The 15,514-nt window shown below is 63.4% G+C and carries 15 protein-coding genes and 1 other RNA gene; 4 read left to right on the top strand and 12 right to left on the bottom strand.

Annotated features, from left to right (window positions below):
• Positions 1-44: 44 nt before the first annotated feature.
• The 11 genes from WA950_RS09185 to WA950_RS09135 form a co-directional block, all read right to left on the bottom strand.
• On the bottom strand, positions 45-1,478 hold the full coding sequence (locus WA950_RS09185; RefSeq protein ID WP_424551406.1) for a UDP-N-acetylmuramoylalanyl-D-glutamyl-2,6-diaminopimelate--D-alanyl-D-alanine ligase: 1,434 nt from the start codon (positions 1,476-1,478) through the stop codon (positions 45-47).
• Positions 1,475-2,926, bottom strand: a complete 1,452-nt coding sequence (locus WA950_RS09180) for a UDP-N-acetylmuramoyl-L-alanyl-D-glutamate--2,6-diaminopimelate ligase (protein ID WP_424551405.1) — start codon at positions 2,924-2,926, stop codon at positions 1,475-1,477. The genes WA950_RS09185 and WA950_RS09180 overlap by 4 nt, the downstream gene beginning before the upstream one ends.
• A 67-nt stretch (positions 2,927-2,993) precedes the next feature.
• Positions 2,994-4,745, bottom strand: a complete 1,752-nt coding sequence (locus WA950_RS09175) for a peptidoglycan D,D-transpeptidase FtsI family protein (protein WP_424551404.1) — start codon at positions 4,743-4,745, stop codon at positions 2,994-2,996.
• Positions 4,745-5,134, bottom strand: a complete 390-nt coding sequence (gene ftsL, locus WA950_RS09170) for a cell division protein FtsL (RefSeq protein ID WP_424551403.1) — start codon at positions 5,132-5,134, stop codon at positions 4,745-4,747. The genes WA950_RS09175 and ftsL overlap by 1 nt, the downstream gene beginning before the upstream one ends.
• Before the next feature lie 3 nt (positions 5,135-5,137).
• Positions 5,138-6,163, bottom strand: coding sequence for a 16S rRNA (cytosine(1402)-N(4))-methyltransferase RsmH (rsmH, locus tag WA950_RS09165; RefSeq protein WP_424551402.1), 1,026 nt, complete (start codon positions 6,161-6,163; stop codon positions 5,138-5,140).
• 14 nt (positions 6,164-6,177) lie between these two features.
• On the bottom strand, positions 6,178-6,618 hold the full coding sequence (mraZ, locus tag WA950_RS09160; RefSeq protein ID WP_424551401.1) for a division/cell wall cluster transcriptional repressor MraZ: 441 nt from the start codon (positions 6,616-6,618) through the stop codon (positions 6,178-6,180).
• A gap of 416 nt (positions 6,619-7,034) precedes the next feature.
• Positions 7,035-7,430: RNase P RNA component class A (gene rnpB / locus WA950_RS09155), an RNA gene on the bottom strand.
• 41 nt (positions 7,431-7,471) lie between these two features.
• A complete protein-coding gene (locus WA950_RS09150; protein ID WP_424551400.1) occupies positions 7,472-8,653 on the bottom strand; it encodes an NAD(P)/FAD-dependent oxidoreductase in 1,182 nt (393 codons plus the stop codon).
• A 79-nt stretch (positions 8,654-8,732) separates the two neighbouring features.
• Complete coding sequence (locus tag WA950_RS09145; protein ID WP_424551399.1) at positions 8,733-9,380, bottom strand: lytic transglycosylase domain-containing protein; 648 nt, start codon at positions 9,378-9,380, stop codon at positions 8,733-8,735.
• A gap of 224 nt (positions 9,381-9,604) precedes the next feature.
• Positions 9,605-10,369 carry an N-acetylmuramoyl-L-alanine amidase gene (locus tag WA950_RS09140; protein ID WP_424551398.1) on the bottom strand — a complete coding sequence of 255 codons (765 nt, stop codon included), beginning with the start codon at positions 10,367-10,369 and terminating at the stop codon, positions 9,605-9,607.
• Positions 10,366-11,049, bottom strand: coding sequence for a TerB family tellurite resistance protein (locus WA950_RS09135; RefSeq protein ID WP_424551397.1), 684 nt, complete (start codon positions 11,047-11,049; stop codon positions 10,366-10,368). The genes WA950_RS09140 and WA950_RS09135 overlap by 4 nt, the downstream gene beginning before the upstream one ends.
• A 366-nt stretch (positions 11,050-11,415) precedes the next feature.
• Between WA950_RS09135 and WA950_RS09130 the strand changes: the two genes are divergently transcribed.
• From WA950_RS09130 to WA950_RS09120, 3 genes are all read left to right on the top strand, one after another.
• Positions 11,416-12,630: a pyrophosphate--fructose-6-phosphate 1-phosphotransferase gene (locus tag WA950_RS09130; RefSeq protein ID WP_424551396.1), complete on the top strand. Its 1,215-nt coding sequence runs from the start codon at positions 11,416-11,418 to the stop codon at positions 12,628-12,630.
• A 96-nt stretch (positions 12,631-12,726) separates the two neighbouring features.
• Positions 12,727-13,356 carry a LysE family translocator gene (locus tag WA950_RS09125; protein ID WP_424551395.1) on the top strand — a complete coding sequence of 210 codons (630 nt, stop codon included), beginning with the start codon at positions 12,727-12,729 and terminating at the stop codon, positions 13,354-13,356.
• Positions 13,357-13,487: 131 nt separating this feature from the next.
• Positions 13,488-14,417 (top strand): transglycosylase SLT domain-containing protein, encoded by a 930-nt coding sequence (locus WA950_RS09120; protein ID WP_424551394.1) that lies wholly within the window; start codon positions 13,488-13,490, stop codon positions 14,415-14,417.
• A gap of 21 nt (positions 14,418-14,438) precedes the next feature.
• On the opposite strand, the gene WA950_RS09115 is transcribed toward WA950_RS09120, so the two are convergent.
• A complete protein-coding gene (locus WA950_RS09115; RefSeq protein WP_424551393.1) occupies positions 14,439-15,026 on the bottom strand; it encodes a GNAT family N-acetyltransferase in 588 nt (195 codons plus the stop codon).
• Between the two features lie 82 nt (positions 15,027-15,108).
• Between WA950_RS09115 and WA950_RS09110 the strand changes: the two genes are divergently transcribed.
• Complete coding sequence (locus WA950_RS09110) at positions 15,109-15,510, top strand: ketosteroid isomerase-related protein (RefSeq protein ID WP_424551392.1); 402 nt, start codon at positions 15,109-15,111, stop codon at positions 15,508-15,510.
• The last annotated feature ends 4 nt before the right edge of the window (positions 15,511-15,514 follow it).

The following is a 15,514-nucleotide window of genomic DNA, read 5'->3' as shown; positions in this document are numbered from 1 at the left end:
AAAAAAAGATAAGGTCCGGCGGGCACCTGCCCGGCCGAACCTCCTCAACTCTCGCGTTCCCTCTCGGGGAGCGCTGGATATTTGTCAAGCAGCGCTGCCACGATGCGGCTGAAGCCCGTGCCCTTCGACGACTTGACCACCAGCACGTCACCTGGCTGCACCGCGACGAGCGCATGGGCAGCAAGCTGGTCGGCCGTATCGTGATAGACCGTCTCGACGCCTTCCGGCAGCACATCCCGCAAGGCCCCCATGTCCGGCCCACCAAGCCAGACGTCAGCGATGCCCGCCTCGATCAGCGGTTCGGCAAGGCCGGCATGTACGGCAGGCGAATGCTCGCCCATTTCCAGCATGTCGCCGAGAATGGCGATGCGACGGCCATTGCCGCGCGGCTCGCTATCGCGAAGCAGCGAGATCGCCGCGCGCATCGAGGCCGGGTTGGCATTGTAGCTTTCGTCGATCAGGGTGAACCAGCCGGCATCCTTTGCGAGGCGATAGCGCCGGCCACGCCCCTTCTCCGCCTGCATGGTGGCGAGTCCCGCCATCGCCTTTTCAATATCACCACCGGCAAGGTGGACGGCGCCGAGCACGGCAACGGCATTTTCGGCGATGTGCCTTCCGGGCGCGCCCATCGGCACTTCCAGCGTCTGGCCGCCGACCGTAGCCCGCAACAGGCTGCCTTCGTTCGTGCTGATGAAATCGAGCAGGCGGAATTCCGCTTCCGGGTCCGCCCCGAAGCTGTGGACATGCGAAACGCCCACGGCATGCGCCGCCTTCTCGAGGAAGGCGAACTGTTCGTTGTCGCGGTTGAGAAGGGCATGACCGCCGGGCACGACGCCCTCGAAAATCTCCGCCTTGGCGGCGGCGATTTCCTCTAGGTCGCGGAAATTGCCGAGATGGGCGGCGGCAATGGTCGTGACGATCGCCACATGCGGGCGCACCATGCCGACAAGCGGGCGGATTTCATCCGCATGGTTCATGCCGATTTCAAAGATGCCGTAGTCGGTGGTCTCAGGCATGCGGGCAAGCGTCAGCGGCACGCCCCAGTGATTGTTGAAGGAGGCGACGGAGGCATGGACGCTGCCCGAGGGGGCAAGCGCCTGCCGCAGCATTTCCTTGGTCGTCGTCTTGCCGACGGAGCCGGTGACGGCGATGATGCGGGCGGCGGTGCGGTCGCGCGCCGCGCAGCCGAGATCGACAAGCGCTTGCAATACGTCCGGCACCACGATCATCGGCGTGACGAGGCGGCCGAGCGCCGGCAGCTTTCCTTCGCTGACGACGAGCAGTCCTGCACCGTTGGCGATGGCGAAGCTCGCGAAATCATGACCGTCGACACGATCGCCCTTGATGGCGAAAAAGGCTTCGCCAGGCGTGATCGCGCGGCTGTCGATGGAAATGCCGGTTATGCCGTGCGGCAGGTTGCCGATGGGGCGGCCCCGCATGGCCGCAACGAGATCAGCACTGGTCCAGAGCCATGTCACCGGTCGAGTTCCTCCAGGGCCTTGCGCAGTTCGGCATGGTCGGAGAAGGGCAGCGTCACCGCACCGACGGTCTGGCCCTCTTCATGTCCCTTGCCGGCGACGATCAGCGTATCGCCGGATTGCAACATCCGGACCGCACCCCGGATGGCCTGCGCCCGGTCGCCGATCTCGGTTGCACCTTTGGCCGCGGCCATGATTTCGGAACGGATGACGGCAGGCACTTCCGAGCGCGGATTGTCGTCGGTGACGACAACCACGTCGGCAAGGCGCGTGGCGATTTCGCCCATGATCGGGCGCTTTCCCTTGTCGCGGTCGCCGCCGCAGCCGAAGACCACGATAACGCGGCCGGTCGTGAACGGGCGCACGGAGGTCAGCACGTTTTCCAGTGCATCCGGCTTGTGCGCGTAGTCGACATAGGCAAGCGCGCCGTTCTTCGCATGGCCGACCAGTTCGAGACGGCCGGAAGCGCCGATGAGCTTTTCCAGCGCGGCCATGGCAACGGCGGCAGGAACGCCGGTCGACATGGCGAGGCCGGCGGCGACGAGCGCATTCGCCACCTGGAAATCGCCTGCGAGCGGAATATGCACTTCAAAGATATCGTCGCCGACATGGATTTCAGCGATCTGCTTGTGGCGGAAATGCTCGACCCGCTTCAGCGCAAGATAGTCGCCCTTGCGGCCGACCGTGCGCACGTCAAGACCGGCCTTGCGGGCAGCGTCGATCGCCACGCCCGACCATTCGTCATCGGCGTAGATGACCGCCGGTCCGCCCTTCTCCAGCAACGTATCGAAGAGCCGCATCTTGGAGGCCATGTAGTGCTCAACCGTCGGATGGTAGTCCATGTGGTCACGGCCGAGATTGGTGAAGGCGGCGGCGGCGAGCTTCACGCCATCGAGGCGCGACTGGTCGAGGCCATGGCTGGAGGCCTCCATCGCCGCGTGGGTAACGCCGGCATCGGCAAGTTCCGTGAGCAGCGCATGCAGCGAGACCGGATCGGGCGTCGTCAGCGAACCGTAGTCGTTGCGGCCCGGTGCGACGACACCGGTCGTTCCGATCATCGCGGCGGCATGGCCGGCATGGGCCCAGATCTGGCGGGTGAAGGCGGCAACGGAGGTCTTGCCGGCGGTTCCGGTGACGGCGACCATGGTTTCGGGCTGGCGGCCGTAGAAGCGGGCGGCGGCAAGCGCCAGGAAGCGACGCGGCGAGGCTACGGGAATAACCGGGACGGCTGCGTCGGCCGAAGCGCCCTCCGCGATGACGACGGCGCTGGCGCCGCGGGAAACCGCATCGGCGATGAAGGCGCTGCCATCGGCCTTGGTGCCGGAAAGCGCAACGAAGAGATCGCCCGGCCTCACCGTCCGGCTGTCGCTGGCAATGCCGCTTACCTCTGTGGAGGCTGCGGCATGCGAGAGTTCGGTTTCGGGTCCGGCGAGGTCACTGATCTTCATTGTCCGCTCTATGTGTTTTCTGTTGGTAGCCGCTTCGCCCCACGAATCGGCGTCCCGTCTTCTCCATTCAATAAGACACAAGCAAGGCAGACCCGTCCTCACCAAATTTCGGCTTTACACCGAGAAGCGCGGCGGAACGGCGGATGATTTCACCCACCATCGGCGCAGCGTTGAGGCCAGCCGTGCGGCCACCGCCCTCGCCGGTCTGCGGCGCGTCGATGAAGGTCAGGACCACATATTTCGGGTCGTCGATCGGGAAGGCGGACAGAAATGCGTTGAAATTCTGCGTGTTGGAATAGCGCCCGCCGACGACCTTGTTGGCCGTGCCGGTCTTGCCGCCGACATTGAAGCCGGGCACCAGCGCACGCCGGCCGGAACCGTCATTTGCGTTCAGCTTGAAGAGATAGCGCATCTTGTCGACGGTATCGGACTTGAGGACGACCTTGGCGACCTCGTTTGCCTCGTCGACCGTGCGCGGCAGGAAGGTCGGATTGATGAGCAGGCCGCCATTCATCAGGGCGGCGGCAGCCACCGCCGTCTGCAGCGGCGTCGTCGAGACGCCATGGCCGAAGGAAATGGTGATCGAGTTGATCTTCTTCCACTCGCGCGGCTGCGTCGGCGTCTTCACCTCCGGCAGTTCCGTTTCGAGGCGCGTCAGAAGGCCAAGGCGCGTCAGGAATTCCTGGTGGCCGGCAATACCGATGACATCGGCCATTTTTGCCGTGCCGATATTCGACGAGTATTGGAAGATTTCAGGCACGGTCAGCACCCGGTGCTTGCCGTGGAAGTCTTTGATGGTGAAGCCGCCGATGCGGATCGGCGCGCGCGCGTCGAAACTGTCGGTGATCTTCACCTTGCCCGAATCGAGCGCCATGGCGGTGGTGAAGCTCTTGAAGGTCGAGCCCATCTCGAACGTGCCGTTCGACATGCGGTTCATCCAGCCGTCCTTGGCGCCTTCCGCCGGATTGTTCGGATCGTAGTCCGGCACCGAGGCCATGGCGAGGACTTCGCCGGTATGCACATCCATCACGACCGCACCCGCGGCGATCGCCTTGTACTTCTCCATGCCTTCCTTGACGACTTCGCGCACGATGGCCTGCACGCGAAGGTCGATGGAAAGACGCACCGGCTCCAGCTTGGCGTCACTCGTCATGCCGATGGCGGCGAGGTCGGCAAGCCCTTGGCTGTCGATATAGCGCTCCATGCCGGCAATGCCGCGGTTATCGATATTGACGTGGCCGACAATATGCGCGGCGGTGGCGCCGCCCGGATAGAAGCGGCGCTTTTCCGGCCGGAAACCGACGCCGGGAATGCCGAGCGCCAGAATGCGGCTCTGCTGCTTGGGGGTGAGCTGGCGCTTGAGCCACTGGAAGCGGGACTTCGAGGTCAGCTTGCGATAGGTGCCGCGCCGGTCGAGGTCAGGCATCACCGTCGCGAGCATCTCGACCGCCTCGTCCACATCGACGATCTTGTGCGGCTCGGCATAGAGCGAAACGGTGCGGATGTCGGTGGCGAGGATTTCGCCGTTGCGGTCCACGATATCGGGACGCGAGGCCATCAGGTGGTCTGCCGGGCCGATCGAGGAGACGGTCTCGGGCGACGCCATGCCATATTGCACGAGGCGCCCGCCGATAACGGCATAGACCATGCCGAAGCAGCAGACGATAACGGCGACACGGCTGCGCGCCTGCGAGCCGGAACGCTTGCGCGTGCCCTCGAAGGTCTGGCCGCCATTGCCGCCGGTCCGGTTGTGGTTGTTGCCACCGGCGTTGAAATGCGCCTTGCTCTTGAGGTCCATGATGCGGGAGAGAAACGACATCAGTTTGCCACCGATCCGGTTTGGATTGCATCCGTGCCCGAGGCATTCTTCTTGTTCTTGGCGACCTTGTCGTCCTTCTCCGGCGCAAGCGCCGGCAATTCGGCGGTCGCCATGGGCAATTCGCTCGGCCGCGCGAGCTGGGTCGATTCGGTGGGCACCAGCTTGAGGTCACCCTCGAAGGTCGTCACGAGGCGGTTCAGGCGGTTCGGCTGCGTGAGCAGCGCCCAGTCGGCCTTGAGAAGATCGATCGTGTCCTCTTCGAGCTTGATCTCGGCATCGAGCTTGCGCACCGTTTCGAGCTTGTTCTCGGCCTGGTGCTTGATCGAATAGGTGACGGTGGCTGCTGCGGTCATTACAGCGATCATGACGACATCAAGGGTACGAAACATCACTCAGCTTCCCATCTTCTCGAGGTCGGCAAGGTTGGGCAGATTGAAAATGGACAGATCACCCGTACCGGCCGGGGCGCTGGTGCGCTCGCCTGCCCGCAGCTTCGCGGAACGGGCACGCGGATTGACCGCGCTTTCCTCGTCGCTGGCCGCCACCATAGGGCGTCCGACTGGTGCGAAGGTTGCGGCGCGGTCGTGCACTTCGGGCAGATGCCGCGAGCCTCCCGCCTTGCCGGCGCGGTCCTGGAAGAATTTCTTGACGATGCGATCTTCCAGCGAATGGAAGCTGACGATGACGAGCCGCCCGCCCGGCTTCAGCGCGCGCTCGGCGGCGATCAGCGCCTGGGCGAGCTCGCCGAGTTCGTCGTTGACGAAGACGCGCAGCGCCTGGAAGACGCGGGTTGCCGGATGGATCTTGTCCTTCGCTTTACGCGGCGTCGTCAGCTCGATGAGGTTGGCAAGCTGCCGCGTCGTCGTGAAGGGCTCTTTCTCGCGCGCCTTCTCGATGGCGCGGGCGATGCGCCCTGGCTGCTTTTCCTCGCCGAGGAAGCCGAAGATGCGGATGAGGTCGGAGACCTTGGCGCGGTTGACCACATCGGCGGCCGAAACGCCGGATGCCGACATGCGCATGTCGAGCGGGCCGTCCTTCTGGAAAGAGAAACCGCGCTCGGCCTCGTCGATCTGCATGGAGGAGACGCCGACATCGAGTACCACGCCGTCGAGGCCGCCCTCGGGCGCATGCCTGGCAAGCTCGGAAAAGCGGGAATGAATGAGCGTGAGCCGGCCGCCGGAGGCCTCCACCAGCCCCTGCCCGCCGGCAATGGCGGTCGGGTCGCGGTCGAGACCGATGACATCGGCGCCGGCAGCAAGAATGGCGGAGCTGTATCCGCCTGCGCCGAACGTGCCGTCGAGAATGACTTCGCCGGGCTTGGGCGCAAGCGCCGCCATGACCTCGGAGAGAAGAACCGGAATGTGACGGACCGATCCGCCATCGGCTTCAGTAGAACCTCCGCCAAAATCCGCCGTCATTCCGATTCTCCGTCTTACCCCGAGCCCAGACCTCGCGTTCTGAACTCTTCCCGGGCCGCCGCCTGCATGGCTTGAAATGTCTGCGGGGCCCAGAGCTGAAAATGATCCGCCCGACCGACAAAGGTCACGTCCGTCGCGATGCCCGTATAGTCGCGGATGAAGTCCGTGACCGGCAGGCGCCCTTCCGAATCGAGCTTCATGAAGACGCCGCCCCCGTGAATGAGGAGCGACATCGAATTGGCCTTCGGCGAGAATACATCCTCGCTGGCGATCTGGCGCTCGAAACGATCGAGCAGATCCAGCCCTCCGACGCTGATCGCCGGAAACATGAAATCCTGGAAGCAATAGAGTTCCCGGATGTCGCGCTGCGACAGGACGGAACGGAATGACGAAGGCACGGAAACCCGCCCCTTGGCATCGATCCTGTTTGTCGCATTCGACAGGAACCGGTTCATGACGCGATACAGCCGCTCCCAAAACCGGAGCGCTGTGCATCCCCTCCGGCGCAACCAACACAACACAACGCACACGAACCAGCCCTGACACAACGCGCTTGCGTTGCACCATCCCCAGCGGGTTTGCCCTAAAGCTTTGCGATGATCGGACGCTCATGCGCCCTCGTGCAGTATGGTATTGGGATAACATGGGACCATATGGGCGTCAATGGGAATAGACCTCGTTCCCGCATTCAGACCGTCAAATGTTTATAAGGCGTTAAGTTTAACAAAAGGTTAGGGAGCCTCCCCTAGCGCCCCGGCTTTGCAGCTCGAAAAACGCTGCGCACGCTCGCCTCCGGGCAAGGCAAGGCATGCGCGAACCCCGAGGAATTCAGCGCATCGGGAAATGTTGAAATCGTCCTTGAAGGAGAGATTTTGCCAGTTGGCCTGTAAGCCGGGTTCTGTATGGCCCCGGCCGAAACCGGAACGTGGCAGCCATTCATCTGGGACCGGACTTGCGCCCGGCCTCTTGCAACCCACCCGGATGACCGGCCCGGAAACAGGCTGAACCGCTTGCGCGGTTCGCGTCATCCCTATTCGGTTTTGCTCCCGGTGGGGTTTACCTTGCCAACCATGTCACCATGGCCGCGGTGGGCTCTTACCCCACCCTTTCACCCTTACCTTCCGAGGAAGGCGGTTTGCTTTCTGTGGCACTTTCCCTGGGGTCGCCCCCGCCGGACGTTATCCGGCACCGTGTTTCCGTGGAGCCCGGACTTTCCTCACCCTGCGGCCTTTCGACCCTTGCAAAGCGCGGCTGCCCAGCCAACTGGCAGGGGCTGACTAGCTCATGCCGCAAGGAAACGCCATAGCCCTACCGAAAATGAACGGCAAAATCCGTCGCATAGTCCGGCTCGTCGAGCCGGCCGCGAATCACCAGATCCGCACCGATGCGGCCGATCTCGTCGGAACTCTTCGCCGCCGCGCCGTTACCGCCTGTAAGCAGAGCGATACGCTCGCCCTCGACAAAGCCGGCATAGGGATAGCCATGGGTGGTGTAGGTCGTCACGCACGGCACGGAAAGAAGGCGCACCGGCTTCAGGTCCGGGAGCGCGCGGGCAAGCAGGCGCTTGAGATGGACGATCGCTTCGGGACGCCCCTCCCCGCCGAACCAGTCGCGGATTGCCTGCTCCTCCTCGATCTCGACGTCGGTCGGATCGCCGCCGATCTTGAGATAGGTCTCGCCGTCCGGATAGACGATCGGCGGCAGAAAATAGAAATGCTCGGAAGGGTCGGTGCCTTCATCGATCCAGGATGGCATGCCGCGATAGGCCTCGACCTGTTCCGGCGTCAGCTGCGCCAGAACGACGGTGCGCGCCTTCACGACCAGCGCCGGCACCTTCGGCAACAATCCGGGGGCCCGCGAAAAGCCGCCGGTTGCCACCAGCACGCGCCCGCCCGTGACCGAGCCGCCGGATTTCAGCGCGACCGCTGCCCGGTCGCCCGCGTCCGACACGGAGTTTGCGTCATCGAGGATGGAGGTTCCGCCCGCCTTCTCGAAGCAGGCAACCTGCGCGGCGACCAGCTTGCGCGGATCCACATAGCCCGCGCCCTTCGCTTCAAAGACGCCCGCCGAGGTTTCCGGCAGGTCGAACCAGGCGAAGCGCTGGCGCAGGGCAGTACGATCAAGCAGCAGTGCGTCGAGCGCATGGCGCTCCGCGACCGCCGCAACCGAATTGATGAAATCGCTGCCGGCAGGACCGCTGATCAGGCAGCCGGTCTCGCCGTAGAAGGGAATGCCGCTTTCGGCCTCGATCGCGCGGTAGCGGGCGATCGATCGGCTGGCGAGCAAGGCCCAGTCCGCATCCTGGTCGATCGTGCGGGTGATGCGGCCGCTGTCGTAGTGACTGGAGAACACGCCGTCATGGGCCTTCCAGTCCGCCGGCTCGCCCCGGCCGACGAGCGCCACCGAAGCGCCCGCTTTCGTAAGGTGCCGCGCTGCGGCGGCTCCCATCATGCCCCTGCCGACAACGACGAAATCGAAATGCCGAACCATGCTTCACCCTCGCTCTTTTCCGATGGCATAGCATGGCTGCGGGCCGATTCCAGCCCGCGAAAGGTCACGCATTCCGGCTTCAGTCGATGTAGCTCAGCACCTTGCCGCAATAGCGCTTGGAGATCGGGTTCATGCGCTTGGCGCCATGACCGGCATTGTATTTCAGGATGGTGCCGCAGGTCGTGCCGCCGCCCAGCTCATGCGCCATGGCGAGATACTTCATGCCGTACTTGATGTTGGTTTCCGGATCGTAGAGGCCCTTGGCGCTGCCGCTATAGCCCATCATGCGCGCCGTCGCCGGCTTGATCTGCATGAGGCCGATTTCACCGGCGCTGCCGCGAGCCTTCGGGTTGAAGTTGCTCTCGACCCGCACGACCGCATGTGCCAGATCGACCGGCACGCCGTAGCTCTTCGCATAGGTCTGGATGATGCTGGAATATCCCGCCGCCTTTGCGCCCGCCGATATCGGGTTTTCCGCCCTGGGATAGCCGGTCGTGCTCTTGAAGGTCTTCAGCTTGCCGACGACCACGTCGTTGCCGCCACCCTTTTTGCGCTTGTTGCGCTTGCCGGACGTTTTCTGGACCTTTTCCTTGCTGGTGGCCTCCGTCTTGCTGGAGGTTTTCGTCATGGGCTGCCGGTAGTCACCGGATGCCGCATGCGCCATGCTGGCGGAAAAAACGGACGCACAAAGGCAGGCCGCGCTGATGGCAGCAAGAAGTCTTCTCATTTTTTTTGTCGTCTCCAAAAGGCGCAAAGGCAGTGCCTTGGCCGCGGCATGGAAAGCCGCGCGCCCTGCGCTAACGTCTCGATCATCGTGATTGCGATCAGGCCCTGACCGCATGCTGCGCTGCAACGAACGCAGCCGGAAAAGACATGCCTAATCGGGTCAGGATGTGGCGAAGCGATAAACTTATATTACAGACTGTAACATTTGAATAATCGCATAGGCTGTCAGACAGCCTGCCGCGGCAGCGTGGAAAGCAACCTATGCAGTGTATCGATGGTCGAAAAATCGGCGATTCCATCGACCTGCTGCGGGCGGAAATGGCGCTGGAAAGCCTCTACCGCACCGCGCGTCTTTTGTGAGTAAATTCCATCTATTTCAACATCATAGCCGTAGAGCGACAGCATCGTCTCCAGGGCCTCGACCGGCTGGCCGGCATCGCCCTCGAGCAAGAAGCGCCCGCCGGCGATCGGCGACGGCTCCACCCAGTGCCCGACACCCCTCGCATGGAGGCGTTGCCATGGGAAATTTTCACCCGGGTCGACCTTGCGAATCGGAGCAACATCGCTGTGCGCGAGCACGCGTTGCGGGGCAATTCCCCACCTTCTGCCACAATCGAGACACAGTTCGATGACGGCCTGGATCTGCAAATCGGGAAAATCCGGCAGTCCGCCGGGGTGGCCGGCATTGGCGATCTCGACGCCGATCGATGCCGAGTTGATATCGACCTCCCCCATCCAGAAGCTCTTGCCCGCATGCCAGGCGCGATCCGCCTCGCGCACGAGTTGCTCGATGCGTCCGTCTTCATGCACGAAGTAATGACAGGAGACCTGGCTTTCCGGCGCGCGAAGCCACTTCAGCGCGCCGTCCGCCGTTGCCATGCCGGTATAATGCAGGAGGATGATGTCCGGGGAGCGTCCGCCAGCCCGTTCGCCGAAATTCGGCGACGGCGCAGCGGTCGCGCCGGCATAGTCACATGTGAATGCGCTCATGCAGCGCAGCGTTCCTTCTCGATCGCCTCATAGGCAGCGTTGAGCGCGGCCATGCGGTCGTTCGCAATCTGATGGAACTCGGCCGGCACGCCACGCGCCACCAACCTATCAGGATGGTTCTCCGAGGCAAGCACGCGATAGCGCTTGCGGATCTCGGAAAAATCGTCGCTCGGCTTCACGCCGAGCACCTTGTAGGGATCGCGACCGCTGATATGGACATGCCGCGCCGTGATCTGCTCGAAGCGCTCCTCGGCCATGCCGAAAATCTCGGCGACGCGGATCAGGAACGCCATTTCGTTTTCATGGATCAGCCCGTCCGCCTTGGCGATGTGGAACAGGCCGTCGATGATATCCTCGAGGATCGGGCAATTCTTCTCGCAGGAGACGCACAGCGCCTTCATCTTTTCCGCATAGGCCTCATAGCCCGCAACGTCCTGGCGCGCGAGGTTATAGAGGCGCGCGACATTGGCCGCCTGGTCGTCGGGATATTTGAAGATATCCTTGAAGGCATCTACCTCGGCGGTCGTGACGATGCCGTCGGCCTTGGCCATCTTGGCCGAAAGCGCGATCATCGCAACGGAGAAGGCCACCTGCCGACGCGTTTCCGGGTCGCCCTCAAAAAGGGTCCGCACGGCCTCGACCACCCCGGACAGCACATTGCTGGCGGCATCAGAGACCATGCCGACGAGGCGATCCCATACGGCACTGATGAAGCAACTAGGCGAATTCTGGAACATAAGGTGATCTTGATCAGACAATTGCAGGGAATGCAAGGCACGCAGCGGCAATTTAACCCCGTATGACAGAATTTTGATGCCCCTCATTAAGTGGCGCCATCATAATTTGCGAAAACAAGGCTTCCTGCCTGTGGAGCATGCCTGAACAATCCGTCATGGACTGCAGATATGTTCGCCATGCCGTTCCCCTTGCGGGGATTCTGCGCTAGGAGCAACACCAGCAAAGGGGCGAAGCGTTTTGGTCCGCAGCCGTGAAAACAAAGGACCGAACGCCCGCCCATCCAGACGGGCTTAAGCCGAGGAGGAATCATGGCCAAGCAGAGAGTTGCAATGCTGACCGCTGGCGGGCTCGCGCCCTGTCTGTCGTCCGCCGTCGGGGGCCTGATCGAGCGCTACAGCGACGTCGCACCGGATATCGAGCTTGTCGCCTACCGCTCCGGCTATCAGGGCCTCCTGCTTGCCGACCGTATCGAGATCACCAGGGACATGCGCGAGAAGGCGCCGCTCCTGCACCGCTATGGCGGCTCGCCGATCGGCAACAGCCGCGTCAAGCTGACCAATGCCGCCGACTGCGTGAAGCGCGGCCTCGTCAAGGAAGGCGAGAACCCGCTGCGCGTTGCCGCCGAGCGGCTTGCCAAGGACGGCATCACCATCCTCCACACGATCGGCGGCGACGACACCAACACGACCGCTGCCGACCTTGCCGCCTATCTCGGCGCGAACGGCTACAATCTCACCGTCGTCGGCCTGCCGAAGACCGTCGACAACGACGTCGTGCCGATCCGCCAGTCGCTCGGCGCCTGGACGGCCGCCGAAGTCGGCGCCGGCTTCTTCGATCATGTCAGCAACGAACAGAGCGCAGCGCCGAAAACCCTCGTCGTGCACGAAGTCATGGGCCGCCATTGCGGCTGGCTCACCGCCGCGACCGCCCGCGCCTATATCCAGAAGACCAACGGCAACGAGTATGTCGAGGGCTTCATGATGAACAAGCAGCTGAAGAACATCGACGGCCTCTACCTGCCGGAGATGGACTTCAACCTCGACGCGGAGGCGGAGCGCCTGAGGGCGATCATGGACCGCAGCGGCTACGTCACCCTCTTCGTTTCGGAAGGTGCCTGCCTCGACGCCATCGTCGCCGAACGGGAAGCCGCCGGCGAAACCGTCAAGCGCGACGCCTTCGGTCATGTGAAGATCGACACGATCAATGTCGGTAACTGGTTCTCCAAGCAGTTCGCCGCCCTCCTCGGGGCCGAGCGCTCCATGGTGCAGAAGTCGGGCTACTATGCCCGTTCCGCCCCGGCCAACCGTGACGACCTGCGCCTCATCCAGAGCATGACCGACCTTGCCGTCGAAAGCGCGCTCAACAAGGTCTCCGGTGTCACCGGCCATGACGAGGGCCAGGGCGGCAAGCTGCGCACCATCGAGTTCCCGCGCATCAAGGGCGGCAAGCACTTCGACACCTCGGCAAAGTGGTTCGGCGAGGTGATGGACACGATCGGCCAGAAGTGGAAGCCGGCCGGCTGATAGAGGCCTGCGAACCGGCAGCCTTCAGATCAGGCTTGACGGCGAAATAACGGAATGGCTTTCTCCCCGGATCGCACTCGATCCGGGGAGTTCTTCATGTCCTTCGAGCATTGGCTTGCCTTCGCCGCCGCATCCGCCGTCATGCTTGCCATCCCGGGACCGACGATCCTCCTCGTGATCTCCTATGCGCTTGGCCATGGCCGCCGCACGGCCGGCGCTACCGTGGCCGGCGTCGCGCTCGGCGATTTCACCGCCATGACCGCCTCCATGCTCGGCCTCGGCGCGCTGCTCGCGACATCGGCCGCAATCTTCACCGTTCTCAAATGGGTGGGCGCGGCCTATCTCGTCTGGCTCGGCATCAAGCTCTGGCGCGCGCCCGTCACGATCGGCGCGGAAGGCGAGACGCCGGCCGAGGAAAAGCCCTTCCGCATCTTCGCCCATGCCTATGTGGTCACGGCGCTGAACCCGAAAAGCATCGTCTTCTTCGTCGCCTTCCTGCCGCAGTTCCTCGACCTCTCGCAGCCCGTCCTGCCGCAGATGGTGATCTTCGAAATCACCTTCCTCGTGCTGGCGACGCTGAACGCGCTTTCCTACGCCCTGCTGGCCGCCGCCGCGCGCCAGACGATCCGCAAACCCTCGGTCCAGAAGGTCGTCAACCGCACCGGCGGCACGCTTCTCATCGGCGCCGGACTATTGACGGCGGGCCTCAAACGGACGACCGCCTGACGCATCGCAAGGCCTGCGGGTTGCCGCTCTTGCCCCGATCGTTTAAGAGCGGGACACGGCCACGGCCGACTGATTTGCAAAAGCGGGGGCATTCTTGCGCCCCGCACCCCGGCAAACCGAGAGCGACGACCATGGCAGACACCCCCGTTTCCCGTCCGGCACGCATTGCCACGCTTGCCTGCGCAAGCCTTCTGGTCACGCTTGCCGGCTGCGCCAGCGTCGCCGAGGATGCAACGACGGCAAGGTCCATAACGCCCGGTTCGGCCATGACCGATATCGCCGCCGCCGACGCAGCGGGGACGCAGGTCGCCTATGCCGCACTGCCCGCCGCCAAGCCGGGCACGGAAAACACGCCGCAAGCCCTGCCGACGCCGATCGTCGTCGCGGGCGATACGGCAGGCGCCGCCGTGCCGGTCTCCGCCCTTGCAGAAACCAGGCAGGCAACGGGCGCAGCCGTGGCCACCGCTGCGCTTGCAGAAAACACCGGCAGCGCCGTGACCGCGGTCTCGCAGCCGCAGACCTTCGATACGGTCATCGGCGTTTCGGTCATGGAGCCAGGCTTCGACACCGGCGAGCCGGAAGGCCTCGAACAGCTCGTCGCCAGCCGCAAGATCGTGCCCATGGCAAAGCCCGCGCTTCTCAGCAACGCCGTTCTGACCACCCAGACGCGCCTGGTGGTGCCGCAGGCCGAGCAACCGTTCAAGAAATCCGGCACGCCGATCGATGCGTTGATCACGAAATACGCAGCCCTGTACGGCATCCCGGAATCGCTTCTGCATCGCGTCGTGAAGCGGGAAAGCACCTACAATCCGAGGGCTTTCAACCGAGGTCACTACGGCCTGATGCAGATCAAATACGCGACGGCCAAGAGCATGGGTTATGAAGGCCCGGCCGAAGGCCTGTTCGATGCCGAGACCAATATCAAATATGCCGGCAAGTACCTGCGTGGCGCATGGCTGGTGGCCGACGACAAGAACGACGGCGCGGTGCGCCTCTATGCCGCCGGCTACTACTATCACGCCAAGCGCAAGGGCCTGCTCGACGAGACCGGCCTGAGATAGGCCGGCAGCTTGCCGGGGCGATCAGCGCGCCGGCTTCAGCCAGAACGACATCGGCTTTTCAGTCTCGTCCTCTTCACCGATATCCTGCCAGGCCAGCATGGTGCGCAGATCGGCGCGCTGCGCATAGCCGCGCCTGCCCCAGAATTCATCGAGCGGCGCATAGCCGGCCGGGCGCAGCGGATGGTCCTTCGGCCGTTCCACCGCGCAGAAGGCGCACCAGTCGAAACGTCCGAGCCGGCGCGCATAGGCCTCGCGTTCCTCGAAGAAGCGCACGCCAAGCCCCCTGCCCCGATAGCTCGACGACAATACGGATTCGCCGAAATAGAAGACCTGCTGCGGGTCGATGCCGGCGGCAAGGAAGGGCGCCTTGAATTCGTCGGACGCATCGGTCATCGGCACGCCCGTCGAGGCCCCGACGATACGCTCCCCATCGATGGCCAGAACGAACAGGCTCTCGGGCGATCTGGCATAGGTCGCGAGATAGGACGTCTCGTAGTCCTCGCTCCCTTCATAGAGATAGGGGAAGGCGCGAAAGACTTCGATGCGCAGGCGCGCGAGATCCGCGATGTGCGGCGTCACGGCCTCTCCATGGACGATCTTGACTTGCATGATCCGTAAACGTTCCCAAAGGCTTGAAGAATGCTATAAGGCGGGCGGCTTTTGCCGAAACGACAACGATATGAGGGATGACATGCCAGCAAAAGAGACGATCCGCGCTTACTACGATGCTTTCAACAGGCAGGATATGGAAGCCTTCCTGGATCTTTTGCACGATGACGTCATCCACGACATCAATCAGGGCGGCCGCCAGGTCGGCAAGGCCGTTTTCCGCGACTTCATGGCGCATATGAACCGCTCCTATCGCGAGACGCTGACGGATATCGTCATCATGTCGAATGACGACGGCACGCGCGGCTCGGCCGAATTCGTCGTCAACGGCCAGTATCTCGTCACCGACGAGGGCCTGCCGGAAGCCAACGGCCAGACCTATATCTTGCCGGCCGGCGCTTTCTTCGAAATCCGCGACGGCAAGGTTGCGCGCATTTCCAACACCTACAACCTCAACGACTGGATCGCCCAGGTCGGCGCCTGAGGCG

Source organism: Shinella sp., assembly GCF_049651085.1.
GTDB lineage: Bacteria > Pseudomonadota > Alphaproteobacteria > Rhizobiales > Rhizobiaceae > Shinella.
Note: the sequence above shows the minus strand (reverse complement) of the source record. Positions and strands in the feature narration are given on the sequence as shown.

Bases quoted from the DNA above. Each gene is read 5' to 3' on its own strand.
- WA950_RS09180 (WP_424551405.1), bottom strand. From the start codon at position 2,926: ATGAAGATCAGTGACCTCGCCGGACCCGAAACCGAACTCTCGCATGCC.
- WA950_RS09175 (WP_424551404.1), bottom strand. From the start codon at position 4,745: ATGTCGTTTCTCTCCCGCATCATGGACCTCAAGAGCAAGGCGCATTTC.
- ftsL (WP_424551403.1), bottom strand. From the start codon at position 5,134: ATGTTTCGTACCCTTGATGTCGTCATGATCGCTGTAATGACCGCAGCA.
- rsmH (WP_424551402.1), bottom strand. From the start codon at position 6,163: ATGACGGCGGATTTTGGCGGAGGTTCTACTGAAGCCGATGGCGGATCG.
- mraZ (WP_424551401.1), bottom strand. From the start codon at position 6,618: ATGAACCGGTTCCTGTCGAATGCGACAAACAGGATCGATGCCAAGGGG.
- WA950_RS09150 (WP_424551400.1), bottom strand. From the start codon at position 8,653: ATGGTTCGGCATTTCGATTTCGTCGTTGTCGGCAGGGGCATGATGGGA.
- WA950_RS09145 (WP_424551399.1), bottom strand. From the start codon at position 9,380: ATGAGAAGACTTCTTGCTGCCATCAGCGCGGCCTGCCTTTGTGCGTCC.
- WA950_RS09140 (WP_424551398.1), bottom strand. From the start codon at position 10,369: ATGAGCGCATTCACATGTGACTATGCCGGCGCGACCGCTGCGCCGTCG.
- WA950_RS09135 (WP_424551397.1), bottom strand. From the start codon at position 11,049: ATGGTCTCTGATGCCGCCAGCAATGTGCTGTCCGGGGTGGTCGAGGCC.
- WA950_RS09130 (WP_424551396.1), top strand. From the start codon at position 11,416: ATGGCCAAGCAGAGAGTTGCAATGCTGACCGCTGGCGGGCTCGCGCCC.
- WA950_RS09125 (WP_424551395.1), top strand. From the start codon at position 12,727: ATGTCCTTCGAGCATTGGCTTGCCTTCGCCGCCGCATCCGCCGTCATG.
- WA950_RS09120 (WP_424551394.1), top strand. From the start codon at position 13,488: ATGGCAGACACCCCCGTTTCCCGTCCGGCACGCATTGCCACGCTTGCC.
- WA950_RS09115 (WP_424551393.1), bottom strand. From the start codon at position 15,026: ATGCAAGTCAAGATCGTCCATGGAGAGGCCGTGACGCCGCACATCGCG.
- WA950_RS09110 (WP_424551392.1), top strand. From the start codon at position 15,109: ATGCCAGCAAAAGAGACGATCCGCGCTTACTACGATGCTTTCAACAGG.